The sequence below is a fragment of the Streptomyces sp. NPDC059247 genome (assembly GCF_042754005.1).
GTDB lineage: Bacteria > Actinomycetota > Actinomycetes > Streptomycetales > Streptomycetaceae > Streptomyces.
In genome coordinates this window covers 364,109-388,546 of the sequence record NZ_JBHYZW010000006.1, presented here as the reverse complement: position 1 = coordinate 388,546, position 24,438 = coordinate 364,109, and the positions used below count along the sequence as shown (strand labels likewise).

Below are 24,438 nucleotides of genomic sequence, written 5' to 3'. Positions count from 1 at the left end.
CGAGTGAGGGGACGGAGAGCGGGGGCGCGTGTGGGGGGCGCGTCCGGGTCAGCGGGCGTCGTCCGGGAGGAGTCGGGCCAGGGTGCGTACGGCCCGGTACTGAAGGGTCTTGATCGCTCCCTCGTTCTTCCCCATGACCCGGGCGGTCTCGGCGACCGAGAGGCCCTGGAGGAATCGGAGGGTCACGCACTCCTGCTGCTGGGGGTTGAGGCGGCGGACCGCGTCGAGCAGGGCGGCGTTGGAGAGGGACTCCAGGACGGAGTCCTCGGGGCTGCGCTCGACCTCGTTGGCGTCGAGCATCTCGCCGGTGGTGACTTCCAGGCGGAAGCGGCTGGACTTGAAGTGGTCGGCGACCAGGTTCCTGGCGATGGTGACGAGCCAGGCACCGAAGTCGCGGCCCTGCCAGGTGAAGGTGGAGATCCGGCGCAGGGCGCGCAGGAAGGTCTCACTGGTGAGGTCCTCCGCCGTCGCCTTTCCGCCGACGCGGTAGTAGATGTAGCGGTAGACGGTGTCGCTGTACTGGTCGTACAGGCGCCCGAAGGCCTCGGCCTCGCCCGCTTGGGCGCGTTCCACCAGATCCATCATCCGGGCGCTGTCGCTGTCGGCGGTGGGTCGGCGGGTGGTGGTCGAGGTTCCGGAGCCGGAGCGGGCGCCGCGTCTGCCCACGGCGGCCCCGCCGTCGGCCAGGGCATAGCAAGGGCCGGCGGGTGCCGGTGCGGCGAAGGCGAAGGCGGGGACAGGGCCGGCGTACGCGGTGGGGACGAAGCCGCGCAAGCGGTCGAGGACCGTTGCGCGCAGCGTAGCCAGGCCCGAGGTGTCAACCCCGACGTGTGGGTACACGGGACTCCCAGAGGCAGAGCTTCCATCACGTGCAGTGCGGGACCGTTCACTCGTCGTGGCGACGTGAGGGGTCCTTTGTGCGTTTGAGGAGAATAACGCTTCGTACAGGCAGCGCTACACCCAGTTGCTCAAATCACCGGTTACGTCGGTTCTGTTACTGCTTGTAGTCGCAACTGGTCGCAATTGATGATCAGTTGTTGATCGTTTTGCTTACGGGTGTGATCGCGCGCATGTTGGGTTGTGCTCAAGTCCGGGGCGCGCGAGTGATCGGGGCCGCTGCGGGGTAAGGAGGCCGAATTCCCTGGTGGTCGACGTGTGCGGGGGTGTTCGACCACGGACGGGTGAGGGCCGCTGGTCCGGGGTTGTCGCAGATGATCGAAGCCGAAACGTATCGGCAGGCGGAACGCTTCGGTCCGGCGGCGCCCAGGCCCCGGTGGCGAGTGGACGGACGGTGGCACGGCGACGGATCCGGTGGTGGTGCCCCCGGTGTCCCTGGTGGCCGTGACGGCGCTGGTGGCCGTGGTGCGGCCGTGGCCTCAGTGGCGGCGGCGGTGCAGGGCGACCGCGGCGGCCGTGCCCCCGGCGATGGCGCCGAGGCCCGCGGCGGCGGGGATGCCGACCTTCGCGGCCTTGCGGCCGGTCCGGTAGTCGCGCAGCCGCCACTCCCGTTCCTTCGCGTGCTTGCGGAGCTTGGCGTCCGGGTTGATCGCGTACGGATGTCCGACCAGCGACAGCATCGGGATGTCGTTGTGCGAGTCGCTGTACGCGGCGCAGCGGCTGAGGTCCAGGCCCTCGGCGGCGGCCAGCGCCCGTACCGCCTCGGCCTTGGCCGGTCCGTGCAGGGGCTCGCCGACCAGCCTGCCCGTGTAGACGCCCTCGACCGACTCGGCGACCGTGCCCAGCGCGCCGGTCAGGCCGAGCCGCCGGGCGATGATCGTGGCGGTCTCGACCGGGGCGGCCGTGACCAGCCAGACCTTCTGACCGGCGTCCAGGTGCGCCTGGGCGAGGCCGCGGGTGCCGGGCCAGATGCGGTCGGCCATGTACTCGTCGTAGATCTCCTCGCCGATCGACATCAGTTCGGAGACGCGGTGGCCCTTGACGATGGACAGCGCGCTGTCGCGGGCGTCCTGCATGTGCTCGGGGTCCTCGACGCCCGCCAGCCGGAACCAGGCCTGCTGCCAGGCGAACCGGGCGAGTTCACGGCGCTGGAAGAACTTCCGCTTGTACAGCCCCCGGCCGAAGTGGAAGATCGCGGCGCCCTGCATCACGGTGTTGTCGAGGTCGAAGAAGGCCGCCGCCCGGACGTCGCCGACGACGGGGAACTCGGGCTCGGCGGGGGCCTCGCCCTCCGCCTCCTCCCGCTCCCTCTCCAACTGGAGCGAGGTCTTGCGCGCTGCCTCGGCAGCGGCCTCGCCTGCGAGGACGCTGCGCGCGGTGGCGGAGCGCCTACGAGGGGTGAGCCATCCCAGAGCGGCCATGCCGTGAGCATAGCCAGTCTGTTCGGTACTTCCCGACTTGTGACGGTGCCGGGAGGTGAACAGCCGGTGCTTCCGGGAGGAGCGGTCGGCGGGCGCGCGGCCGGACCGGGAGGAGCGGTCGGCCGTACGTCCTCCCTTCCTTCCGGGCGCGCGAACGGGCACCCGTCCGGACGCGCGGACAGAGCGGGTGCCCGGACGGAAGGGAACGGAAGAGAATGGACGGCATGTTCGGACGGAAGAAGAAGACGGACGCCGCCGCGCGGACCGTGACGCTGATCGGCAAGCCCGGGTGCCACCTCTGCGACGACGCCCGCGCGGTGGTCGAGGCGGTCTGCGCGGAGACCGGCGCGCGCTGGGAGGAGAAGGACATCAGCGTGGACGAGGAGCTGTACCGGGCCTACTGGGAACAGATCCCCGTCGTCCTGGTCGACGGAGAGCAGCACACCTTCTGGCGCGTGGACGCCGAACGGCTCCGTCGCGAACTGGGTGCGTGACCGAAAGACGGCTACGATCGTGGACGTTTTGTTGGGTTCCGGGGGCGACATCGTGAGGAGAGTGTGCGGCTTTGCCCCCATCACGTTTTCAACGCGCCGCCGGGCTCCGCGGTTCCGCGACGATACGAACCAGCCGCGTGACCCCGGTCACTTTGGCCAGACAAAACGGACACCATCTTTGTGCACGCGTTCACAAAGACATAGCCTGCATTCGACGGGGCGGTCTTGGGACATATGGCCGCCTGCAGCCCCGCTCATCCCGCAGGAGCACCGTGGCAACTGGCCGAACTCACCGACCGGCGACCCGTAGCCGAGGAATTCCCGAGGCCACCGTCGCCCGGCTTCCGCTGTATCTCCGCGCGCTCACCGCGCTGTCGGAGCGCTCCGTACCCACGGTCTCCTCCGAGGAGCTCGCGGCGGCGGCGGGGGTCAACTCCGCGAAGCTGCGCAAGGACTTCAGCTACCTCGGCTCCTACGGCACCCGCGGTGTCGGCTACGACGTCGAGTACCTCGTCTACCAGATCTCCCGTGAGCTGGGGCTCACCCAGGACTGGCCCGTCGTGATCGTCGGCATCGGAAACCTCGGTGCCGCGCTCGCCGGATACGGCGGTTTCGCCTCCCGCGGCTTCCGCGTGGCCGCGCTGATCGACGCCGACCCCGCCATGACCGGCAGGCCCGTCGCGGGCATCCCCGTCCAGCACAGCGACGACCTGGAGAGGATCATCGAGGAGGACGGCGTCTCCATCGGCGTCATCGCGACCCCCGCCGGTGTCGCCCAGCAGGTCTGCGACCGGCTCGTGGCCGCCGGTGTCACCTCCATCCTGAACTTCGCCCCGACCGTGCTCTCCGTGCCCGACGGCGTGGACGTGCGCAAGGTCGACCTCTCCATCGAGCTGCAGATCCTCGCCTTCCACGAGCAGCGCAAGGCGGGCGAGGAGTCGGGCGCCGAGAACGGCCCGAACACCGCCGGGACCGCACCCGCCCCGCCGACCCCGCGCGGCACCACGGGCACCGGGCGCAAGGGACCCGACGGGGACGTCCCCGCGGTGATGCCCGCATGAGCCTCCTCGTCGTCGGCCTCAGCCACCGCAGCGCCCCGGTCTCCGTCCTGGAGCGGGCCGCGCTCGCGCCGGACACCCAGGCCAAGCTCCTCCAGGACACCCTCGCCGCCGAACCGGCCGCCGAGGCCACCGTCCTGGCCACCTGCAACCGCATCGAGCTCTACGCGGACGTGGACAAGTTCCACGCCGGGGTCGCCGAGCTGTCCACGCTCCTCGCCCAGCACAGCGGCGTCGGCCTGGACGAGCTGACCCCCTACCTCTACGTGCACTACGAGGACCGGGCCGTCCACCACCTCTTCTCGGTGGCCTGCGGCCTCGACTCGATGGTCGTCGGCGAGGGCCAGATCCTCGGCCAGATCAAGGACGCCCTCGCCCTCGGGCAGGAGCTGCACACGGCGGGCCGCCTCCTCAACGACCTGTTCCAGCAGGCCCTGCGGGTCGGCAAGCGCGCCCACAGCGAGACCGGGATCGACCGGGCCGGGCAGTCGCTCGTCACCTTCGGTCTGGGGCAGTTCGTCGACGGCGCGGACGCCACCGACGTCGACACCTGGGCCAAGGGCAAGAAGGCGCTGGTCATCGGCGCCGGTTCGATGTCCTCGCTGGCCGCCGCCACGCTGGCGCGGTCCGGAGTCGCCGAGATCGTCGTCGCCAACCGCACCCTGGCCCGCGCCGAGCGGCTCGCCGCGATCCTGAACGAGCCCGGCGGGACGGGCGTCAGCGCACACGCGGTCGAGATGGTTGCCGTCGGCGACGAACTGACACGTGCCGATGTCGTCGTCTCCTGCACCGGAGCCACCGGACTCGTCCTCACCGCCGAGGAGGTCGAGACCGCCGTCCGGGGACGCCGTACCCCGCTCGCCCTGCTCGACCTCGCCATGCCCCGCGACATCGACGCCGCCGCCCACCGCGTCCCCGGGGCCCGGCTGATCGACATCGAGTCGCTCGCCGAGGCCTCCGCCGACGCGCCCATGGCCGCCGACGTCGACCAGGTGCGCGCCATCGTCTCCGACGAGGTCGCCGCCTTCGGCGCCGCCCAGCGCGCCGCCCACATCACCCCCACGGTCGTCGCGCTGCGGACCATGGCGGCCGACGTCGTGACGAGCGAGGTCGCCCGTCTGGAGGGCCGGCTGCCCGACCTCGACGACAAGCAGCGCGCCGAGATCACCCAGACCGTGCGCCGCGTGGTCGACAAACTCCTGCACGCGCCGACCGTGCGGGTCAAGCAGCTGGCCAGCGAGCCCGGCGGCGCCGGGTACGCGGACGCGCTGCGGACACTCTTCGACCTCGACCCGGAGACGGTGGCCGCCGTCAGCCGGGCCGACCTGAATGACGCCGACGTCAAGAACCGAGGGCGAGTATGACCGAGAGGGCACTGAGGCTCGGGACCAGGCGCAGCAAGCTCGCCATGGCCCAGTCCGGGCACGTGGCCGACGCCGTCCGGCGGCTGACCGGCCGGCCCGTCGAGCTCGTGGAGATCACGACGTACGGGGACACCTCCCGGGAGCACCTCGCGCAGATCGGCGGCACCGGCGTCTTCGTCGCCGCCCTGCGCGACGCGCTGCTCGCCGGTGAGGTGGACTTCGCCGTCCACTCCCTGAAGGACCTGCCGACCGCGCGGCACCCCGAGCTGACGCTGGCCGCGATCCCGCGCCGCGAGGACCCGCGCGACGTGCTGATCGCCCGCGACGGGCTGACGCTGGACCGGCTGCCCCGGGGCGCCCGGATCGGCACCGGCTCGCCCCGGCGGACGGCCCAGCTGCACGCCTACGCGCGCAACCACGGTCTGGAGTTCGGCTGCGTCCCGATCCGGGGCAACATCGACACCCGGATCGGCTACGTGCGCGGTGGCGAACTGGACGCCGTGGTCCTCGCCGCGGCCGGACTCAACCGCATCGGCGGTACGGAGGAGCTCACCGGCTCCCTGTCGGTCGACCGCCTGTCGGTCGACTCCGTGCTGCCCGCCCCCGGCCAGGGGGCCCTGGCGATCGAGTGCCCGGCGGCGAACGCCGGGCTCGTCGCCACGCTCGCCGCGCTCGACGACCCGCAGACGCGGGCCGCCGTGACGGCCGAGCGATCCCTGCTCGCCGCCCTGGAGGCCGGCTGCTCCGCACCTGTGGGTGCGCTGGCCGACCTGCTGGCCGACGACCCCGGTCACGGGCAGGTTGTCACCGAGATGCGCCTGCGCGGCGTCGTCGGCACCACCGACGGCTCGACGCTGGTGCAGCTGTCCACCACCGGACCCGTACCCACCTCGCACGACGAGGCCATGGCGCTCGGACGCGAACTCGCGGACGAGATGCTCGCCAAGGGTGCGGCCGGTCTTATGGGGGAGCGAGCACTTTGAACCCCACCAGCCCGACCGCCAGCCCGCTGTCCCCGGCCTTCGCGGGCCATGGGCACGTCACATTCCTCGGCGCAGGCCCCGGTGACCCCGGGCTCCTGACCCTCAGGGCCGTCGAGGCCCTCGCCGGAGCGGATGTCCTGATCGCCGAGCCGGAGGTGCTAGAGGTCGTTCGCGGCCACGCGCGCGCTGGGGTGAGCACGCCGGAGCTGACAGTTGTTGACGAGGCGTCAACAACCGCCGGTGTCCCCGTGTTGAGGGATGCCGCCAATCTTGTCATGGAGGCCGCGAGGGGCGGCAGGCGGGTCGTCCGTGCGGTGACCGGCGACCCCGGCCTCGACGGGAACGCGGGGGCCGAGATGCTCGCCTGCGCCGCCGAGGGCATCCCCTTCGAGGTCGTGCCCGGTGTGGCCACGGCCGTCGGCGTGCCCGCGTACGCCGGTGTCCCGCTGCGTGACGCCCAGGGCACGGACGTGCGCTTCGTGGACGCCCGTACCGCAGACGAGCGGTGCTGGAGCGAGGTCGGAGCCTCCGACGGCACCGTCGTCGTGTCGACCACCCTCGACTCGGTGGCCGCCGCCGCCGGTGAGCTGATGGCGGCGGGCCGCAAGCCCGACACCCCGCTCACCGTCACCATCGGCGGTACGACCACCCGGCAGCGCACCTGGAACGCCACGCTCGGCACCATCGCCCAGGTCTTCAAGCAGGGCAAGATCCTGCCCTCGCCCGAGGGCCACCGGCCGGTCATAGCGGTGGTCGGCGAGCGCAGCGCCCCGGCGCAGCGCGCCCAGCTGTCGTGGTTCGAGTCCAAGCCGCTCTTCGGCTGGCGGGTGCTCGTGCCGCGCACCAAGGAGCAGGCGGCCTCGCTCTCCGACCAGTTGCGTTCCTACGGCGCGGTGCCGCACGAGGTGCCGACCATCGCCGTGGAGCCGCCGCGCACCCCGCAGCAGATGGAGCGGGCGGTCAAGGGCCTGGTCACCGGCCGCTACGAGTGGATCGCCTTCACCTCGGTCAACGCCGTCAAGGCGGTCCGGGAGAAGTTCGAGGAGTACGGGCTCGACGCCCGCGCCTTCGCCGGGATCAAGGTCGCCGCGGTGGGCGAGCAGACGGCCGCCGCGCTGGTCGACTTCGGTGTGAAGCCGGACCTGGTGCCGAGCGGCGAGCAGTCGGCCGCGGGGCTCCTGGAGGACTGGCCGCCGTACGACCCGGTCTTCGACCCGATCGACCGCGTCTTCCTGCCGCGGGCCGACATCGCGACGGAGACGCTGGTCGCGGGCCTGATCGAGCTCGGGTGGGAGGTCGACGACGTCACCGCCTACCGGACCGTACGGGCGTCGCCGCCGCCCGCGGACACCCGCGAGGCGATCAAGGGCGGCGGCTTCGACGCGGTGCTCTTCACCTCGTCGTCGACCGTGCGGAACCTGGTCGGCATCGCGGGGAAGCCGCACAACGTGACGGTGATCGCCTGCATCGGGCCCGCCACGGCCAAGACGGCCGAGGAGCACGGGCTGCGGGTGGACGTGCTGTCGCCGGAGCCTTCGGTGCACAAGCTCGCCGAGGCCCTCGCGGACTTCGGGCTGCGGCGCCGGGAGTCGGCCCTTGAGGCGGGCGACCCGGTGACGCGGCCGAGCGAGCGGCGGCCGGGCGCGCGACGGCGTCGTACGACCTGACCGGTCGTGACAGGGGTGCGGGTCCCTCGGGGGCCCGCACCTTTCGCGTCTCCGGGGCCGCGCGGGCGGGGTGTGGGCGGGGTGCGGGCGGCTCGCGGGCGGCCGTGGAACCGGCAACACCCTGTCGGTAAGTGCACTGTCCACCCAGGCGTAGCCTCGGGCGTATGAACTCGTACGGATCCTTTCCCGGGGCGCGGCCACGGCGGCTGCGGACGACGCCCGCCATGCGCCGGATGGTGGCCGAGACGCGGCTGCATCCCGCCGATCTGATCCTCCCCGCGTTCGTGCGCGAGGGGATCACCGAGCCCGTGCCGATCCAGGCGATGCCCGGGGTCGTCCAGCACACGCGCGACACCCTGCGGAAGGCGGCGGTGGAGGCGCTGGAGGCCGGGGTCTCCGGCATCATGCTCTTCGGGGTGCCCGAGGACGCGAAGAAGGACGCCGTCGGAACGGCGGGCACGGACCCGGAGGGCATCCTCCAGGTCGCGATCCGGGACGTGCGGGCCGAGGTCGGCGACGATCTGGTCGTCATGTCGGACCTCTGCCTCGACGAGTACACCGACCACGGGCACTGCGGGGTCCTCGACGCCGACGGGCGGGTCGACAACGACGCCACGCTGGAGCGTTACGCCGAGATGGCGCAGGTCCAGGCCGACGCGGGCGTCCATGTGGTGGGGCCCTCCGGGATGATGGACGGCCAGGTCGGGGTGGTCAGGGACGCCCTGGACACCATCGGCAAGGAGGACGTGTCGATCCTCGCGTACACCGCGAAGTACTCCTCCGCCTTCTACGGTCCCTTCCGCGAGGCCGTCGGCTCCTCCCTCAAGGGCGACCGAAAGACCTACCAGCAGGACCCGGCCAACGCGCGCGAGTCGATGCGGGAGCTGGCGCTCGACCTGGAGGAGGGCGCCGACATGGTCATGGTGAAGCCGGCCGGGCCGTACCTCGACATCCTCGCGCAGGTCGCCGCGTCGGTGGACGTGCCGGTGGCCGCGTACCAGATCAGCGGCGAGTACGCGATGGTCGAGGCGGCGGCCGAGAGGGGCTGGATCGACCGGGACCGGGCGATCTTCGAGACCCTGACGGGCATCCGGCGGGCCGGGGCGGGCACGATCCTGACGTACTGGGCCACCGAGGTCGCGCAGAAGCTCGGACGCGGCGGGTACTGAGGCGTTTCCCTCCCGGGCGGGGCGGGGCGGGGCGGGGCGGGGCGGGGCGCGGCCCCTCGGCGGGCCGGTGGGACCGGGCCGGGCTGGTGGCGGGCCGTGGTCCGGCGCACTCTGGAGGGGTAGCCGACAGGTACCCCGCTGGAGGTGGTCCTCATGATGCACACGCTTGTCGGATGGCATGTGGAGATGGAGTTCCAGGAGGAGGGCGACCGGACGCGGGCCGCGGCCATGGTCCGGCTCTCGGACGGCAGTGAGTTCCGGGCGCACGGCACCGCGAACCGGCACCCCTCCGATCCCGACCAGCTGCGGGTGGGCGAGGAGATCGCCGGTGCCCGGGCCCTGATGGACCTGGCCTCGCAACTGCTGCAGAAGGCGCACACGGAGATCGACGCGGTCTCCGGCAGGACCTCGCACACCATCCGCTGACGACGGGGCCCCCGGCACGGTTCTCCGCGCCGGGGGCTTTCGCGCCGGTCCCCGGGGACGCTCCCGGGCCCGGCGTCAGAGGCGCTCGGGCGTCCTGATGCCGAGGAGCGCCATGCCCTGGTGGAGGGTCCGGGCGGTCAGGTCGCAGAGGAACAGACGGTTCTCCGCGACCTCCCGCGCGGGCTCCGGCTTGATGACCGGGCACTGGTCGTAGAACGTCGTGTACAGCGAGGCGAGCTGGTACAGGTACGCGGCCAGCTTGTGCGGGGCGTGCTCCGCGGCGGCCTCGGAGATCACCTCGCCGAACTGGTCGAGGTGCAGACCGAGCGCCCGCTCGGCCGGGGCCAGCTCCAGCTCGGGGTGGGCCCGCGCGGTGCGGTCACCGGCCTTGCCGAAGATCGACCTGATCCGCGCGTACGCGTACTGCAGGTACACCGAGGTGTCGCCGTTCAGCGAGACCATCTGGTCCAGGTCGAACTTGTAGTCACGGGCGGCGGACGTCGACAGGTCGGCGTACTTGACCGCGCCGATGCCCACGTACTGCCCGTTCTCCACGATCTCCGACTCGGTCAGGCCCACCTTGCCGGCCTTCTCACGGACGACCGTCGTCGCCCGGTCCACGGCCTCGTCCAGCAGGTCCACCAGCCGGACCGTCTCCCCCTCACGGGTCTTGAACGGCTTGCCGTCCTTGCCGAGGACCGTGCCGAAGGCCAGCTGGACGGCCCGCACGTCGTCGTTCAGCCACCCGGCCCGGCGGGCCGTCTCGAAGACCATCTTGAAGTGCAGCGACTGGCGGGCGTCCACCACGTACAGCAGGGTCGTCGCCTTCAGGCTGCCCACCCGGTCGCGGATCGCGGACAGGTCCGTCGCCGCGTACCCGAAACCGCCGTCGGACTTCTGGACGATCAGCGGGGTCGGGTTGCCGTCCGGACCCTTCACGTCGTCGAAGAAGACGCACAGCGCGCCCTCGGAGCGGACGGCGACGCCCGACTCCTCCAGGATGCGGCAGGTCTCCGCCAGCATGTCGTTGTAGCCGGACTCGCCGACCACGTCGGCGTCCCGGACGTCCATGTCGAGCTTGTCGAAGACCGAGTAGAAGTAGATCTTCGACTCGTCGACGAACCGCTGCCAGAGCGCGAGGGTCCGCTCGTCGCCCGCCTGGAGGTCCACCACGCGCGCGCGGGCCCTGGTCTTGAACTCCTCGTCGGAGTCGAAGAGGGCGCGGGACGCCTTGTAGAGCCGGTTCAGGCTCGACATGGCCTCCTCGCCGGAGACCTCGGTCTCCGAGGAGTGGTCCAGCTCGTGCGGGTGCTCGATCAGGAACTGGATGAGCATCCCGAACTGGGTGCCCCAGTCGCCGATGTGGTGGCGGCGGACCACCGTCTCACCGGTGAACTCCAGGATCTCGACCATCGCGGCGCCGATCACGGCGGAGCGCAGGTGCCCGACGTGCATCTCCTTCGCCACGTTCGGCTGGGCGTAGTCGATGACCGTGGTGCCCGCCGACTCGTTGAACGGCACACCGAGCCGGGCGTCGGCGGCACGGGCCGCCAGGGTCCGCACGATCGCCGCGTCCGTCAGCGTGATGTTCAGGAAGCCGGGGCCCGAGACCTCGATCTCCCGGAGGACGTCGTTCTCCGGGATGGCGGCCACGACCTGGGTGGCCAGCTCGCGGGGGTTGCCCTTGAGCCGCTTGGCCAGCGCCAGGATGCCGTTGGCCTGGAAGTCGGCCCGGTCGCTTCGTCGGAGCAGCGGGTCGGCGGCGCCGGCCTCCGGCAGGGCTGCCGAGAGTCCGTCCGCGAGGCGCTGCTGCACGGTCGAGGCGAGGGAAGGGACCGAGGCCATGAGCTTCCGTTCCTGTTGAGTCCGGTGGGTCTGGTTCGCCTGTCAAGTGTCCCATGGCACCACAACGGGGTTTCCCCGCCTGTGGACAACTCCGTCGCACACTCTTCCCGGTCTGTGGACAACTTCGGGGAGCGGTCTTCCGTCTGGGAGAATGACTGACGCAGGAAGTCAGGCAGCACTCCTCAGGCAGCAGCCCCAGGAAGAAACTCCCAGGAAGAAGGACGTACCGACCGTGGCTCAGAGCAGCACCGAGACCGACTGGGTCTCCCGTTTCGCGGACGAGGTCATCGCCGAGTCGGAGCGACGTGCGCCTGGCAAACCGGTCGTCGTCGCCTCCGGCCTCTCCCCGTCCGGCCCGATCCACCTGGGCAACCTCCGCGAGGTCATGACCCCGCACCTGGTCGCCGACGAGATCCGCCGCCGGGGGCACGAGGTCAGGCACCTGATCTCCTGGGACGACTACGACCGCTACCGCAAGGTGCCGAACGGCATCGAGGGCATCGACGAGTCCTGGGCCGAGCACATCGGCAAGCCGCTGACCTCGGTCCCGGCCCCCGCCGGTTCGCCCCACCCCAACTGGGCCGAGCACTTCAAGGCCGCCATGGTCGAGTCGCTGGCCGAGCTGGGCGTCGCATACGACCCGATCAGCCAGACCGAGCAGTACACGGCCGGTGTCTACCGCGAGCAGGTCCTGCACGCCATGCGGCACCGCGCCGACATCGACGCCATCCTCGACCAGTACCGGACGAAGAAGGCGCCGAAGAAGCAGTCGCAGAAGCCGGTCGACGACGCCGAGCTGGAGGCCGAGGAGGGCTCCGGCGCGGCGAGCGAGGACGACGGCTCCGGCGGCTCCTCGGGCTACTTCCCATACAAGCCGTACTGCGGCCGGTGCGAGAAGGACCTGACGACCGTCACCTCGTACGACGACGAGACCACCGAGCTGGCCTACACCTGCGCGAACTGCGGCTTCGCCGAGACCGTGAAGCTGAGCGAGTTCAACCGGGGCAAGCTGGTCTGGAAGGTCGACTGGCCCATGCGCTGGGCCTACGAGGGCGTGATCTTCGAGCCTTCCGGCGTCGACCACTCCTCGCCCGGTTCGTCCTTCGTCGTCGGCGGGCAGATCGTCCGCGAGATCTTCGACGGCGTGCAGCCGATCGGCCCGATGTACGCCTTCGTCGGCATCAGCGGCATGGCCAAGATGTCCTCCTCGCGCGGTGGCGTCCCGACCGCCGCCGACGCGCTGAAGATCATGGAAGCCCCGCTGCTGCGCTGGTTGTACGCCCGCCGCAGGCCCAACCAGTCGTTCAAGATCGCCTTCGACCAGGAGATCCAGCGGCTCTACGACGAGTGGGACAAGCTGGAGGCCAAGGTCGCGGACGGCACCGTGCTGCCCGCGGACGCCGCCGCCCACTCCCGCGCCGCCCGCACGGCCGCCGGAGAGCTGCCGCGCACCCCGCGCCCGCTGCCCTACCGCACGCTCGCCTCGGTCATGGACATCACCGCGGGACACGACGAGCAGACCCTGCGGATCCTGACCGAGCTCGACCCGGAGAACCCGGTCACCTCCCTCGACGAGGTCCGGCCGCGCCTCGACCGCGCCGAGAACTGGATCACCAGCCAGGTCCCGGCCGACCAGCGCACCATCGTCCGCGAGCAGCCCGACACCGAACTGCTCGGCTCCCTGGACGACGAGGGCCGCGAGTCCCTCCGGCTGCTCCTGGCGGGCCTCGACACCCACTGGTCGCTCGACGGGCTCACCACCCTCGTCTACGGCGTCCCGAAGGTGCTGGCCGGTCTCGACCCGGAGGCCAAGCCGACGCCCGAGCTGAAGCTCGCACAGCGCGCCTTCTTCGCCCTGCTGTACCAGCTGCTCGTCAGCCGGGAGACCGGGCCGCGGCTGCCCACCCTGCTCCTCGCCGTCGGCGCGGACCGGGTGCGCAAGCTGCTCGGAGCCTGAGCCGGACGTGCGAAAGGGCCGCCACCCGATCCGGGTGGCGGCCCTTTCCCGTGACCGCGCGGCGCCGTGGTGTCAGGCGGTGTCGTGCTCGGCCATGCCGGACGCGACCCGCTGCTGGACGCCGGGGATCAGCCCGTACAGCATGTCCAGATCGGACGGCGGGAACTCCCGGAGGCCGTAGTGCGCGGCGACCAGCTGTGCCAGCTCAGGACCGGCCGGGAAGCGGTCGTTGTCCTGCACGTACGTCCAGGTGATCTTGAAGACGTCCTCCTCGAACTCGTCCACCGGGGGCTGCGGCTCCTCGACGTACTCGGGATACGGGACGAACTCCTCGGGACCCGGCGGAGGGACGTCCTCCGGCCCCTGCGGCACCGGGACCGGCATGGGCTCCAGACCCTCCACGATCCGCGGGTTGTAGGTGCCCTCGTACGACTCCGGGGACTTCTGCGCCGCGAACCACTGGCTCTCCTGGTGCGTCGGCTGCTCCTCCGCCTCCTCGGGCCGTACCGGGGCGGGGGCCTGTGCGTGGCCCTGAGGCTGGCTCTGGCCCTGGTCAGGGCCTTGCGCGGGGGCCGGGGCCTGTTCGAGGACCGGAGCCGGGCCCTGCGGCGGGACCGGTCCCGCCGTGAGCTCCACCGGCTGCTGCGGGAGCTGCTGCGGCACCGGCGCCGAGGGGACGAGCGCGGGCGGCTGCGGCTGCGCGGACTCCTGCGGCGGCGGAGGCAGCAGCACCGGATCGATGCCCGCCGCCGCCAGACCCGCCGCGGCCGTCTCCGCCAGCGGCACCCCGTACCGCGCGAGACGCAGCGGCATCAGGGCCTCCACCGGCGCCTTGCGGCGCCAGCTCCGGCCGTACCGCGCCTGGAGCCGCGCCTGGTAGATCATCCGCTCCTGCTCCAGCTTGATGACCTGCTCGTACGACCGCAGCTCCCACAGCTTCATCCTTATCTCTATGTTTCCGGCGTCACCCCTGCTCAGCGCGGTGTGCTGCTGGTATGTGCGTTACGTCGGCGTGGAAGTAGAATCCTGCAGTCCGACGACATGATTTCGGGGGAGACGCATGACTGCAGGAACGGGTGGGGGCTCTCCGCTGCCCGGCCAGATGTCAGAGGCCGAGGAGCGCGAACTCCAGCAGCAGTACCGGGAGTCGACGAGAACCCACGATGAAAGCGTCTCCGAACTAAGGGTGGCGAAGACATGGCAGAGACTCTATATTCTGGGCGAATTGGGTGCTCTAGCTCTTGCCGCGCTCTTTGGATACACCGTGGTTGTGGGGCTGTGGCGAGACCAGCCGGTCATCACGCGGTATGTCGGGCTCGTGATCCTGCTCGGTCTGGCAACTCTGATGGGCCGCTTGTGGTTGAAGACGCGCAGAGAGGTCGTTGCAAAGAATGCAGCGCTTCGGACTGCCTTGTCGGATCGGCAGACAGCTGCGGCGAAATTGCCTCTCGATTCCCCATCCGGGCTGAGGATCTACCGCGAGGCATCCCTAGACCTAATTGAGCAATACCGGCATGGCGCGGCAAGGAACCGTCGTGTGCACAACTGGTTCCAGGTGCTCATCATCACGGGGTCGATTGTGACGTCGACGCTCGTGGCGATGAATCCGGGAGCCAATCAGATTTTGGGGATCGCGACTTCGGCATTGAGTGCGCTAGTGGGTATATCGGCGGGTATCACTGGCTACTTCAAGTTCCGCGAACGAGGCTACAACCTGCAATCAACCGCGGATGACATCGAGAAGCACTACAACGCTTCGCAGTTCATGCTTGACGACTACGCAGGACCGGATGCAGCGCATCCGCTCTCTGAGACAGAAAGGCTGAGGAAATTCGCGCGGTTCGTGGAGCGTCTGAAGGAAGAGCAGCGCAAGCGGGAGCTGCAACTCGAGCAGCAGAGCTCTGCGGGAGAGGAGCGAGCATGACGGCAGCGCCCTGTTCAGTTCGCAGCCGTTGGTCTCTGAACAGTCCGGATCCGAGCGAGGACGGCCGGACTGAAGAGGCTCATGCGCATTGCGGCCCGTTCCAACGAGGGCGCTTGCCAGCGCCACAACTCATCGTCCGTAGGTCTGTCGCAGCCTGGTTCGCTCAAGTAGCCAGACGGCGTCCCACCGAAGCACCTCCTGGTAGGTGAGGCCGGGGTTGTCCAGCGTCCACAGGTACATCCGCCGTGCCATGCGTGGGGCGAGGACGAAGTGGACGAAGCGAACCGGGCTCTTCCTCGGGGGCATGCTTCCTCTGCTGGAGTCGGGTGCTCAGCGCCGGCATGGTACGGGACGTTTCTTTCCTGCCAGTGCTGAGCGGCCACTGCTCGGACCTGCTCCTACGTGTTGCGCATCATCTTGCGCAAACTCTGACGGGCTGCGGTCAGGTCGTCCTGCAGGCCCTCGGCCGTGGCACGAAGCGTACGGTTGTCTGTTCGGGCTTGTTGGATCTCTTTGGTGAGCGAGGCGCTCTCCCTACTCAACCCATATACACGACGAATGAGTTCGCCGCTCCTGGTGCGATCCAGTTCTGCCCCGGGCTGGAAGCGTAGTCGTTCGCGCAGTCCAGGCGAGTATGTGAGCCAGTTGGAGACGTCGGCCTCCTTGGCCACTCTGGCGAACCTAATCCTGGTACCTGAGCGCTGCAGAGACTCTAGGACCTCCAGTACGCGGCGGCGCTTAGAGGTCCTAAGACGTCGTTTCCTTTGGTGAGTCGTCGGTAGTTGATGAGGGTGGTGGCGATGGCTGTGAAGGCGAGGAAATGTTCTGCTTTGCGTTCGTAGCGGCGGTGGAGCCGACGGCAGCCGGCGAGCCAGGACATGGTCCGCTCGATGACCCATCGGTGACGTCCGAGCCGCTGTGAGGTCTCGATTCCCCGGCGGGCGATACGAGGTGTGATGCCGCGGCTGCGGAGCCATCGCCGCAGGTGGGGATAGTCGTAGCCTTTGTCCCCGTGGAGCTTGTCGGGCCGTCGTCGGCGTGGTCCGCGACGGCTGCGGATCAGCGGTATCGACGTGACGAGCGGCTGGAGCGCGAGACTGTCGTGGGTGTTCGCCGCGGAGATCGCGACCGCGACTGGCAGACCCGACCGGTCGGTGACGAGATGGATCTTCGATCCCTTCTTGCCACGGTCGGTCGGATTCGGTCCGGTCAACAGCCCCCTTTGAGGGCCCGGACACTCGCCGAGTCGATCGCGAAGCGCGACCAGTCCAGTTCTCCCCGGGCACCGAGTTCATCAAGCACGACCTGGTGGAGACGAGCCCAGACCCGGTCCGCACTCCAGCGCGCGAAACGCCGGTAGACGGTCGGCCAGGCCGGACCGAACACCGGAGGCACCTGCCGCCACGCGCAGCCCGACGTGGCCACGAACACGATCGCGGCAAGACACTCACGATCCCCAGCCCGCCGACGGCCACCACCCTGAGGCCGCACCACCACCGTCTCCGGCACCACCCGCCGGAACAACTCCCACAACTCATCCGACACCAACCGCTCAGCAAGACTCGCCATGCCCAACATAACGAACCATCCAGCCAAAGGAAACGGCGTCTTAGTCCGACGGTCGAGCGGCTCTCCTGGGTTCCCCGCGTAGGCGGCTCTCGGGGTCATGCTGCCCGAAAGATGTGAGTCAGCCTCACCGCTGATGCCAGAACGGAAGCCCCTTCATGGGCTGGCAGCGCCGCCCAAGGAGAGGTGAGAAGTTGAACAGAAGAACTTGACTCGGAACAGGGCGAGCAGCACGCAGATGCCCGCGTCGATGCCGATCGGGAAGAAGTACGAGAAGGTGCCGAAGCCCTTGAGCACGGCGAGTTCGCGCACGGCGGTGTACGAGCCCGCGAAACCGATTCCCGCGATGATCAGCGCACCGGCGATGACGAGACCGATGAGTATCCGGTGTGTGCGTGTCAGCTCCATCGCGGCCACCCGCGACCCCTCCCGTCAATCGACAATCCGCGCCACAGAGTCGCACATGTGCGCGGAGCCCGGCCCTCGGGGGAGGGACGGGCTCCGCGTCGACACGGCTCTCCGTGCTGTTTTGTGACTACTTGTTGGCTGCCGCGACGGCGGCCACGGCCTCCTTCGCGGCCTTCACCGCACCGTCCATGATCGCCTTGTCGGACGGGGTGGGCGCTCCCGCGTATCCGGCGCCGTTGTACGAGAGCATCACCACGACGTTGCCCGTGCGGGCCACGACGGTGGCGTAGGCGAAGTCCTCGTTCGTCTTGCGCAGCTGGTAGGCCAGGGTCTTCGCCTCGTCGCCGATGCCCGTGACGGTGGCGCCGCGGACCTTCTGCGCGCCGGGGGTGGCCTCGGCCTTCGCGAGCTCCTTCGTCATGCTGTTCCGGGCGCGCTCCTGGCCGCTGCCGAGGGAGACGTCCGACGCGTAGCGGTAGAAGGAGACGTCGAGCCAGCGGTACTGCGAGCCCTTCACGCCCTTGTCCTCCAGGCCGTTCCAGGAGCAGCCGCCGCGGCTGTCGAGGTCGCTGGAGGGGGCGCGGGTGCCGGCCTTGGCCTTCGCCTTGGGCACCAGGGCGGCGGTGGTCTTGGCGGTGATCGCCTTGCACGCCTCGGGCAGCTTCGCGAACTTCGCCGCTTCGACCGTCTTCGTCGACTGCGAGGGCGACGGCGTCACGGACGCCGTGGCGGCCTTGTCCTTCGACCCGCTCGTACCGGAGCCGGAGTCGCCGGAGCCCGAGGAGCAGCCGGCGACGACGAGCATCACCGGGACGGCTGCGCAGGCGAGTATGCGGGTGAGTCGCGGGGCTGATCGCTGCATGGTTCCTTCAGTCGCTTGTCGTACGGCCGGCCGCTCCGGCGTGGGGCTCGGGCGCGGCCACGGCGTGGGGCCACGGGTACGCCGACACGTTACGTGGTCGTCCCGCGCTCACGGATCGGAGCCGGACGGCTACTCCTCCAGTCGTTCGGCGAGCAGCCGGGCCAGGTTCCGGGCCTTTTCCTGCAGTTCCTTGCTGTCGGGGGCCTCCGTGGAACCGGTGGTCTGCTCCCGGTAGGAGACGGTCACGATGACGTTGGATGTGCGGAACACCACGCTGACGGCCCGCTGCTGTCCGCTCGCGCCGACCTTGCTGAGGACCTCGTCGAGGAACGCGGTCTCTCCGAGCCCGTCGAGGACGCGGGGTTCCAGACCGGTGTTCGAGGGGTCGGCGGTGGTGCCGGTGGGGGGCTGGTCCGTGGCGGTGGCCGTGGTCGTGCCCGTCGGGTTCCCGCCCGGGGTGCGGGTGGCGTCGGCGGACGCGTTCGGAGCGCTCGACGTGGGCGTCGCGGGCGGTGTGGTGGCCGGGTCGGCAGGTGGCAGCGGGATGCCCGCCGCGACCTGCTTGCGGGTGTACACCTCCCGCGCCCGGTCGTCGTCGCTGACGGCGCCGTCGTACGAGACCACCCGTTCGATGTCGAGGGCGAGCCGGTGCGAGGTGTCGGGGGTGTCGGCCTTCCAGGTGCAGCCGACCCGCCGGTCGGTGTCGTACGTGACGGCGGCGACGCCCCGGTAGGCCTTGTTCCGCTCGGCGTCGGACAGTGAGGCCGCGCCCGGGAGCATGTCCTTGAGGGCGGCCTGCGGGACGGCACGGCACGGCTCGAAGAGCGTGCGGTAGCGGCCCGGGGGCGCTACGGCCGCGGCGGGGCCGGCCTTGGCGTCGAGAGGGACGTCGTCGGTCGGGGTGCCCGAGGAGCATCCGGTGAGGCCGATCCCCAGGCCGAGGCCGAGGGTGAGCACGACGGCGGTGCGCGCCGCGGACCCGGTGCGGCCGGGGGTGTACCTCTTTCGCTGCACGGTCCCAGGCTCCCTTCTCCCGAAAGTCTTTCCCGAAAACTGTTTGCCGCGCGAACCCGGCTGATGGACACAATGTCTATCGCACACGCAGCTGTTGATGCCGGTCCGCTGTCACCTGTACGGCCTTTGGCTCCAGTTTTTGCGTTTTCAGACTTTTCGGGGGAATCGAGGGGCTATGTCGTACGTCGAAGTACCGGGGGCGCAGGTCCCGATCAGGCTGTGGGCCGATCCCGGCGGGGTCGAGAGCGGCGCCATGCGGCAGTTGCGGAACGTGGCGACGCTGCCGTGGATCAAGGGTCTGGCCGTGATGCCCGACGTGCACTACGGCAAGGGCGCGACGGTCGGTTCGGTGATCGCGATGGAGGGGGCGGTCTGTCCTGCGGCGGTCGGCGTGGACATCGGCTGCGGCATGTCGGCGGTGAAGACCTCCCTGACGGCCAACGACCTGCCGGGCGATCTGTCGCGGCTCCGCTCGAAGATCGAGCAGGCGATTCCGGTGGGCCGTGGTCTGCACCGCACGGAGGTGGATCCGGGGCGGCTGTTCCAGTTTCCGACGGCGGGCTGGGACGACTTCTGGTCCCGGTTCGGCGGAGTCGCCGACTCGGTCAAGTTCCGTCAGGAACGGGCGCGGCAGCAGATGGGGACGCTCGGTGGAGGAAACCACTTCATCGAATTCTGTCTCGATGAGTCGGGCGCGGTCTGGCTGATGCTGCACTCCGGGTCCCGGAACATCGGCAAGGAGCTGGCCGAGCACCACATCGGCGAGGCCCAGAAGCTGCCGCACAACCAGGGGCTCGTCGACCGTGACCTGGCGGTGTTCGTCTCGGACACCCCGCAGATGGCGGCCTACCGGCACGACCTCTTCTGGGCGCAGGAGTACGCGAAGCGCAACCGCGCGACCATGATGGCGCTCTTCCAGGAGGTCGTCCGGCGCGAGTTCCGCAAGGCGCGGGTGGCCTTCGAGCAGGTCATCTCCTGCCACCACAACTACGTGGCGGAGGAGCGGTACTCGGGCATGGACCTGCTCGTCACCCGTAAGGGCGCGATCCGGGCCGGTGCGGGGGAGTTCGGGATCATCCCGGGCTCGATGGGCACGGGTTCGTACATCGTGAAGGGCCTGGGAAACGAGGCGTCCTTCAACTCCGCCTCGCACGGCGCGGGACGGCGGATGAGCCGCACCGAGGCGAAGCGGCGCTTCTCGACGCGTGATCTGGAGGAGCAGACGCGGGGCGTGGAGTGCCGCAAGGACTCCGGGGTCGTGGACGAGATCCCGGGTGCGTACAAGCCGATCGAGCAGGTCATCGACCAGCAGCGGGACCTGGTGGAGGTCGTCGCCAAGCTGAAGCAGGTCATCTGTGTGAAGGGCTGAGTCGCGGGGCGGCCCGTTGGGGCGGGCCGTCCGCGTGGCGGGTGGGGGAGGGGCCGGTGCGGTGCGCCGGTCCCTCCCGCGCGTCCTACGGCTCGCGGTGGATCTTACTGTTGGAGGCCTGGGCCCGGGGGCGGACGACCAGGAGGTCGATGTTGACGTGCGGGGGGCGGGTGCAGGCCCAGGTGATGGTGTCGGCGACGTCTTCCGCGGTGAGGGGTTCGGCCACGCCCGCGTAGACCTTGGCGGCCTTCTCGGTGTCGCCCCGGAAGCGGGTGGTGGCGAACTCGTCGGTCTTGACCATGCCGGGGGCGATCTCGATGACGCGGACCGGGGTGCCGACGATCTCCAGCCGGAGGGTCTCGGCGAGGACGCGGGCGCCGTTCTTGGCGGCGACGTAGCCCGCGCCGCCCTCGTAGGTGGCGTGGCCCGCGGTGGAGGAGAGGACGACGACCGTGCCGTCGCCGCTCGCGGTGAGGGCCGGGAGCAGGGCCTGCGTCACATGGAGGGTGCCGATGACGTTGACCTCGTACATCCGGCGCCAGTCGTCGGGGTCGCCGGTGGCGACGGGGTCGGCGCCGAGTGCGCCGCCCGCGTTGTTGACGAGGACGGCGAGGCTGCGGAACGCCGTGGCGAACTCGTCGACGGCGGCGCGGTCGGTGACGTCGAGGACATAGGCGGCGGCCTGGTGCCCGGCCTCGTTGATCTCGGCGGCGAGGGCCTCGATGCGGTCTCCGCGCCGGGCGGTGAGGACCACGCGGTACCCGGCCGCCGCCAGCTGCCTGGCCGTGGCGGCGCCGATGCCGCCGCTCGCTCCGGTGACGACGGCGATGGGGGTACCGGGGGCAGTCATGACGTGGTGCTCCTCGCGCAGGTGGTCGATTTCGTCGATCGCCCGGCCAGGATAGGTCGGGGCTCGGTCAGCGACCTCGGGGGGCGTACATGATCACGGCCATCCCGGCGAGGCAGACGAGGGCGCCGACGACGTCCCAGCGGTCGGGCCGGTAGCCGTCCGCGGCCATGCCCCAGACGATGGACCCGGCGACGAACACACCTCCGTAGGCCGCGAGGACCCGGCCGAACTCGGCGTCCGGCTGGAGGGTGGCGACGAAGCCGTAAGCGCCCAGGGCGATGACTCCGGCGCCGATCCAGACCCAGCCCCGGTGCTCGCGCACGCCCTGCCAGACGAGCCAGGCGCCTCCGATCTCGAAGAGGGCGGCGACGGCGAAGAGCGCGAGGGAGCGAAGGGGCAGCATGAAGGCAGCGTGCCACGGGACACGCGGGCTGATGGCTTGTCAGAAGATCGGATGATTCATGGGTATTTTGGGCTTATGCATGGATTGAGGAAAGGTGTGCTCGGGGTCGTTCTCGCGGCCGTCGTCGTGACGGGTGCGGGGACGGAGGCCGTGGCCCGGGGGCCGGTGGCCGGGCCGGAGGCCGATCTGTCCCATCACGGTCATGTCTCCCTCTGGGACGGGAGGGTCGGCGTCTGGCTGGTCAGCGAGAACCTGGGGCCCTCCGATCTCGCCCAGGCCACCGTCCGGCTCGCCTTCTCCGAGCCGATGTCGGGCGGCCAGGAGCTGCCGCCCGCCTGTCTGTGGAGCAGCGACCGCGTGGTGTCCTGCCGGACCGGCGGGCTGTCCGCCGTCCGGGGCGTCGGTGAACTGGCCCTCGACCTGCGGACCACCGGTCTCCCCGACGAGCTGACCGTGGACGTCTCCACGGCCTGGCGGGACGGGGTGGCCGACCGGAACCCGGGCAACGACCGGCACCACGTCCTGGTGCTCGCCACCGGCGACCCCTACGTCTTCTGATCCCCGGCCCCGCCGAAGGGCCGGGTGCCGTCTCCCGGGTGCCCCCGGTCGGGCCAGGGGATCAACGGCTGGCCCATCCCACATAGCCGTCGGGGCGGACCAGGACCGCGTCCCGCTTTCCCGGGTCCCGCCAGGTGGCCCGGACGAGCCGCTCGGAGGACACGGGGGCGCCCGGCGGCAGCGCGGGGCGGGCCCCCTCCGGGGCGATCAGGACGAACTCGCCCGCGCGCAGCAGCTCGTAGAGCCTCCCCTCGCGCAGCCGGGCGTCCGGGGCACGGCGGCCCGCGGGCCGGGTGGTGCCCGCCGGGGGCGGGTAGGCGATGGCGATTCCGCTGATCATGCCCATGGCCCGGGAGGAGACGGGCCGCACCCTGTTCACGATGCGGATGCCGAGGGTGCGGGCGCCACGGGTGAGCGGGGTGTGGGCCATCGCGATCCGGAGGAGCGCGCCGCTGCTGCGCAGCACCGTCGCGCCGACCGGATGGCGCTCCGCGTGGTAGCTGTCGAGGAGAGCCTCGGGATCGGGAGCGTCACCGCGCAGGACGGCGGCGAGCTTCCAGGAGAGGTTGGCGGCGTCCTGGAGTCCGGTGTTCATGCCCTGGCCCCCGGCGGGGGAATGCACATGGGCGGCGTCCCCGGCGAGGAAGACCCGGCCCACCCGGTAGGACGGGACCTGGCGCTCGTCGCTGTGGAAGCGGGAGACCCAGCGCGGGTCGTACATGCCGTGATCGGTGCCGAGGGCGCGCCGGGCGAGCGCGCGGACCTCTTCGAGGTCGACCGGTGCGCTGTCGGCCACCTGGTGGGTGCGGCTCCAGCCCATCACCCGGTACCAGCCGTCGCCGAACGGGATGAGGAAGGCGAAGGTGTCGCCGGAGCCCTTGACGGTGAAGGACTCCTCGGGCTCCTCCGCGAGGCGCACATCGGCGAGGACGAGGGAGCGGATCACGGAACTGCCGGGGAAGGGCAGCCCCAAGGCGTTGCGGACCGCGCTGCGGGCGCCGTCCGTGCCGACGAGATGGCGGGCCCGGAGGGTGAGGGGGGCGCCGTCGGGTCCGGTGAGATCGGCGGTGACGGAGTCGGCGTCCTGGCGCAGTCCGTGCAGCTCCGTGTCGTACCGGAAGGTGACGCCCGCCTTCACGGCCCGCCGCTCCAGGAGTTTCTCCACCTCGTACTGCGGGGTGACGAGCAGATGGTTGAAGCGGCTGGGCAACTGGGTGATGTCGATGTCGAGCGCGCCGAAGAGCCGTGCGCGGTCGAGGGTCGTGCCGGTGGCGAGGAGCTCGTCCGCGAGGCCCCGGGCGTCCAGCTGCTCCATCGTTCTGGCGTGGACGCCGAAGGCGCGGGTCAGGTTGCCGAGGTCGTGCGGGCGGCGCTCGACGAGGGTGACCTCGATGCCCGCCGCGGCGAGGTCACCGGCGAGCAGCAGGCCGGTGGGGCCCGCGCCGATGACGAGTACCTGTGTGTCCGTCCGCTCCGTGGTGCTCATGGCTGCCTCCAGGGTGCCCGTGACCATGTGGTCAACATCTGTTGGTCAACGCTTGTTGGCAACTGTAGGGTCCGGGCGGATGGAATGTCAACGGCTGTTGGCCTACAGTTGTTGGTATGAAGACCGCCCGACGCTCCGACGCCACCAGGGCCGCCATCCTGGAGGCCGCCCGGGAGCGCTTCGCCTCCGACGGATACGACCGCGCCACCATCCGGGCCATCGCCCGTGACGCCGGGATCGACCCGTCGATGGTCATGCGCTACTACGGCAACAAGGAGGGCCTGTTCGCCGCCGCGTCGGAGATCGAGATCAGCCTGCCCGAGCTGGGAGCCCTTCCCGCGCGGCACGTCGGGGCCGTCCTCGTCACCCACTTCCTGGAGCGCTGGGAGCGGGACGAGGTCCTCACCGCGATGCTCCGGGTCGGCGTCACGAACGCGGCGGGGGCCGAGCGGATGCAGCAGGTCTTCGCGCAGCAGCTCGGGCCCGTCACCCGGGGCGTCTGCCCCGATCCCGCCGATGCCCCCCGGCGCGCGGCGCTGGTGGCCTCGCAGATCCTCGGCATGGCGCTCACCCGCTATGTGCTGAGGCTGCCGCCCGCCGTCGAGATGACCTCCGAGGAGATCGTGGCCTGGCTCGGCCCGACCGTGCAGCGCTATCTGACCGCCGAGGCCCCCTGAGCGGCCCCGCCCGCCCCGGGAGTCGGACGCCCGGTTCGTA

General features: G+C 70.5%; 23 protein-coding genes and 1 pseudogene. 12 read left to right on the top strand and 12 right to left on the bottom strand.

What is annotated here, in order from left to right; translation table 11 throughout:
* Window positions 1–48 precede the first annotated feature (48 nt).
* Window positions 49–840, bottom strand: coding sequence for an ECF subfamily RNA polymerase sigma factor, BldN family (locus tag ACFXGN_RS15275; protein ID WP_384858495.1), 792 nt, complete (start codon window positions 838–840; stop codon window positions 49–51).
* Between the two features lie 536 nt (window positions 841–1,376).
* Complete coding sequence (locus ACFXGN_RS15270) at window positions 1,377–2,318, bottom strand: HAD family hydrolase (RefSeq protein ID WP_384858493.1); 942 nt, start codon at window positions 2,316–2,318, stop codon at window positions 1,377–1,379.
* A 215-nt stretch (window positions 2,319–2,533) separates the two neighbouring features.
* Here ACFXGN_RS15270 and ACFXGN_RS15265 point away from each other — a divergent pair, with 215 nt between their 5' ends.
* The 7 genes from ACFXGN_RS15265 to ACFXGN_RS15235 all read left to right on the top strand — a co-directional run bounded on the left by ACFXGN_RS15265 (window position 2,534) and on the right by ACFXGN_RS15235 (window position 9,479).
* Window positions 2,534–2,812 (top strand): glutaredoxin family protein, encoded by a 279-nt coding sequence (locus ACFXGN_RS15265; RefSeq protein ID WP_384858490.1) that lies wholly within the window; start codon window positions 2,534–2,536, stop codon window positions 2,810–2,812.
* A gap of 272 nt (window positions 2,813–3,084) precedes the next feature.
* On the top strand, window positions 3,085–3,873 hold the full coding sequence (locus ACFXGN_RS15260) for a redox-sensing transcriptional repressor Rex (protein ID WP_384858487.1): 789 nt from the start codon (window positions 3,085–3,087) through the stop codon (window positions 3,871–3,873).
* A complete protein-coding gene (locus tag ACFXGN_RS15255) occupies window positions 3,870–5,234 on the top strand; it encodes a glutamyl-tRNA reductase (protein ID WP_384858484.1) in 1,365 nt (454 codons plus the stop codon). Before ACFXGN_RS15260 ends, ACFXGN_RS15255 begins: the two co-directional genes overlap by 4 nt.
* Window positions 5,231–6,217, top strand: a complete 987-nt coding sequence (gene hemC / locus ACFXGN_RS15250) for a hydroxymethylbilane synthase (protein WP_384858482.1) — start codon at window positions 5,231–5,233, stop codon at window positions 6,215–6,217. Before ACFXGN_RS15255 ends, hemC begins: the two co-directional genes overlap by 4 nt.
* A complete protein-coding gene (locus ACFXGN_RS15245) occupies window positions 6,214–7,884 on the top strand; it encodes a uroporphyrinogen-III synthase (RefSeq protein WP_384858479.1) in 1,671 nt (556 codons plus the stop codon). Before hemC ends, ACFXGN_RS15245 begins: the two co-directional genes overlap by 4 nt.
* Window positions 7,885–8,048: 164 nt before the next feature.
* Entirely contained in the window at window positions 8,049–9,053 is a 1,005-nt protein-coding gene (gene hemB, locus ACFXGN_RS15240; RefSeq protein WP_384858476.1) for a porphobilinogen synthase, read from the top strand.
* Window positions 9,054–9,209: 156 nt separating this feature from the next.
* The gene (locus ACFXGN_RS15235; protein WP_351789639.1) at window positions 9,210–9,479 is read left to right on the top strand and encodes a DUF1876 domain-containing protein; all 270 of its coding nucleotides are present in this window, start codon (window positions 9,210–9,212) and stop codon (window positions 9,477–9,479) included.
* A gap of 75 nt (window positions 9,480–9,554) precedes the next feature.
* Here the strand turns inward: ACFXGN_RS15235 and argS are convergent, their stop codons facing one another.
* Window positions 9,555–11,324 carry an arginine--tRNA ligase gene (gene argS / locus ACFXGN_RS15230; RefSeq protein ID WP_384858474.1) on the bottom strand — a complete coding sequence of 590 codons (1,770 nt, stop codon included), beginning with the start codon at window positions 11,322–11,324 and terminating at the stop codon, window positions 9,555–9,557.
* Window positions 11,325–11,556: 232 nt separating this feature from the next.
* On the opposite strand from argS, the gene lysS reads away from it, so the two are divergent.
* The gene (gene lysS / locus ACFXGN_RS15225) at window positions 11,557–13,281 is read left to right on the top strand and encodes a lysine--tRNA ligase (protein WP_384858471.1); all 1,725 of its coding nucleotides are present in this window, start codon (window positions 11,557–11,559) and stop codon (window positions 13,279–13,281) included.
* A 72-nt stretch (window positions 13,282–13,353) separates the two neighbouring features.
* Here lysS and ACFXGN_RS15220 read toward each other — a convergent pair whose 3' ends face one another.
* On the bottom strand, window positions 13,354–14,223 hold the full coding sequence (locus ACFXGN_RS15220; RefSeq protein ID WP_384858468.1) for a hypothetical protein: 870 nt from the start codon (window positions 14,221–14,223) through the stop codon (window positions 13,354–13,356).
* A gap of 118 nt (window positions 14,224–14,341) precedes the next feature.
* Here ACFXGN_RS15220 and ACFXGN_RS15215 point away from each other — a divergent pair, with 118 nt between their 5' ends.
* Window positions 14,342–15,205, top strand: coding sequence for a DUF4231 domain-containing protein (locus ACFXGN_RS15215; RefSeq protein WP_384858467.1), 864 nt, complete (start codon window positions 14,342–14,344; stop codon window positions 15,203–15,205).
* Between the two features lie 398 nt (window positions 15,206–15,603).
* On the opposite strand, the gene ACFXGN_RS15210 is transcribed toward ACFXGN_RS15215, so the two are convergent.
* The 5 genes and pseudogenes from ACFXGN_RS15210 to ACFXGN_RS15190 form a co-directional block, all read right to left on the bottom strand.
* Window positions 15,604–15,876, bottom strand: a complete 273-nt coding sequence (locus ACFXGN_RS15210) for a hypothetical protein (RefSeq protein ID WP_384858465.1) — start codon at window positions 15,874–15,876, stop codon at window positions 15,604–15,606.
* Between the two features lie 41 nt (window positions 15,877–15,917).
* Window positions 15,918–16,783 (bottom strand): IS5 family transposase gene (locus tag ACFXGN_RS15205; protein ID WP_384858463.1). Its coding sequence is split into 2 segments (ribosomal slippage): window positions 15,918–16,420 and window positions 16,420–16,783, totalling 867 coding nucleotides; the frame shifts between segments, so codons are not numbered across the junction.
* Window positions 16,784–16,990: 207 nt separating this feature from the next.
* Window positions 16,991–17,188: pseudogene (locus ACFXGN_RS15200) on the bottom strand (DUF2637 domain-containing protein); the annotation flags it as partial.
* A 118-nt stretch (window positions 17,189–17,306) separates the two neighbouring features.
* On the bottom strand, window positions 17,307–18,041 hold the full coding sequence (locus ACFXGN_RS15195; RefSeq protein WP_384858461.1) for a DUF3558 domain-containing protein: 735 nt from the start codon (window positions 18,039–18,041) through the stop codon (window positions 17,307–17,309).
* A 129-nt stretch (window positions 18,042–18,170) separates the two neighbouring features.
* On the bottom strand, window positions 18,171–19,055 hold the full coding sequence (locus ACFXGN_RS15190; protein WP_384858458.1) for a DUF3558 domain-containing protein: 885 nt from the start codon (window positions 19,053–19,055) through the stop codon (window positions 18,171–18,173).
* A gap of 175 nt (window positions 19,056–19,230) precedes the next feature.
* On the opposite strand from ACFXGN_RS15190, the gene ACFXGN_RS15185 reads away from it, so the two are divergent.
* Complete coding sequence (locus ACFXGN_RS15185; protein WP_384858457.1) at window positions 19,231–20,424, top strand: RtcB family protein; 1,194 nt, start codon at window positions 19,231–19,233, stop codon at window positions 20,422–20,424.
* Between the two features lie 85 nt (window positions 20,425–20,509).
* Here ACFXGN_RS15185 and ACFXGN_RS15180 read toward each other — a convergent pair whose 3' ends face one another.
* Window positions 20,510–21,274: an SDR family NAD(P)-dependent oxidoreductase gene (locus ACFXGN_RS15180; protein ID WP_384858454.1), complete on the bottom strand. Its 765-nt coding sequence runs from the start codon at window positions 21,272–21,274 to the stop codon at window positions 20,510–20,512.
* Window positions 21,275–21,341: 67 nt separating this feature from the next.
* Window positions 21,342–21,677 carry a YnfA family protein gene (locus ACFXGN_RS15175; protein WP_384858452.1) on the bottom strand — a complete coding sequence of 112 codons (336 nt, stop codon included), beginning with the start codon at window positions 21,675–21,677 and terminating at the stop codon, window positions 21,342–21,344.
* Between the two features lie 96 nt (window positions 21,678–21,773).
* Between ACFXGN_RS15175 and ACFXGN_RS15170 the strand changes: the two genes are divergently transcribed.
* Complete coding sequence (locus ACFXGN_RS15170; RefSeq protein ID WP_384858450.1) at window positions 21,774–22,235, top strand: hypothetical protein; 462 nt, start codon at window positions 21,774–21,776, stop codon at window positions 22,233–22,235.
* A gap of 61 nt (window positions 22,236–22,296) precedes the next feature.
* On the opposite strand, the gene ACFXGN_RS15165 is transcribed toward ACFXGN_RS15170, so the two are convergent.
* Window positions 22,297–23,748, bottom strand: a complete 1,452-nt coding sequence (locus tag ACFXGN_RS15165; protein WP_384858447.1) for an FAD-dependent monooxygenase — start codon at window positions 23,746–23,748, stop codon at window positions 22,297–22,299.
* Window positions 23,749–23,837: 89 nt separating this feature from the next.
* Here ACFXGN_RS15165 and ACFXGN_RS15160 point away from each other — a divergent pair, with 89 nt between their 5' ends.
* Window positions 23,838–24,398: a TetR family transcriptional regulator gene (locus ACFXGN_RS15160; RefSeq protein WP_384858444.1), complete on the top strand. Its 561-nt coding sequence runs from the start codon at window positions 23,838–23,840 to the stop codon at window positions 24,396–24,398.
* The last annotated feature ends 40 nt before the right edge of the window (window positions 24,399–24,438 follow it).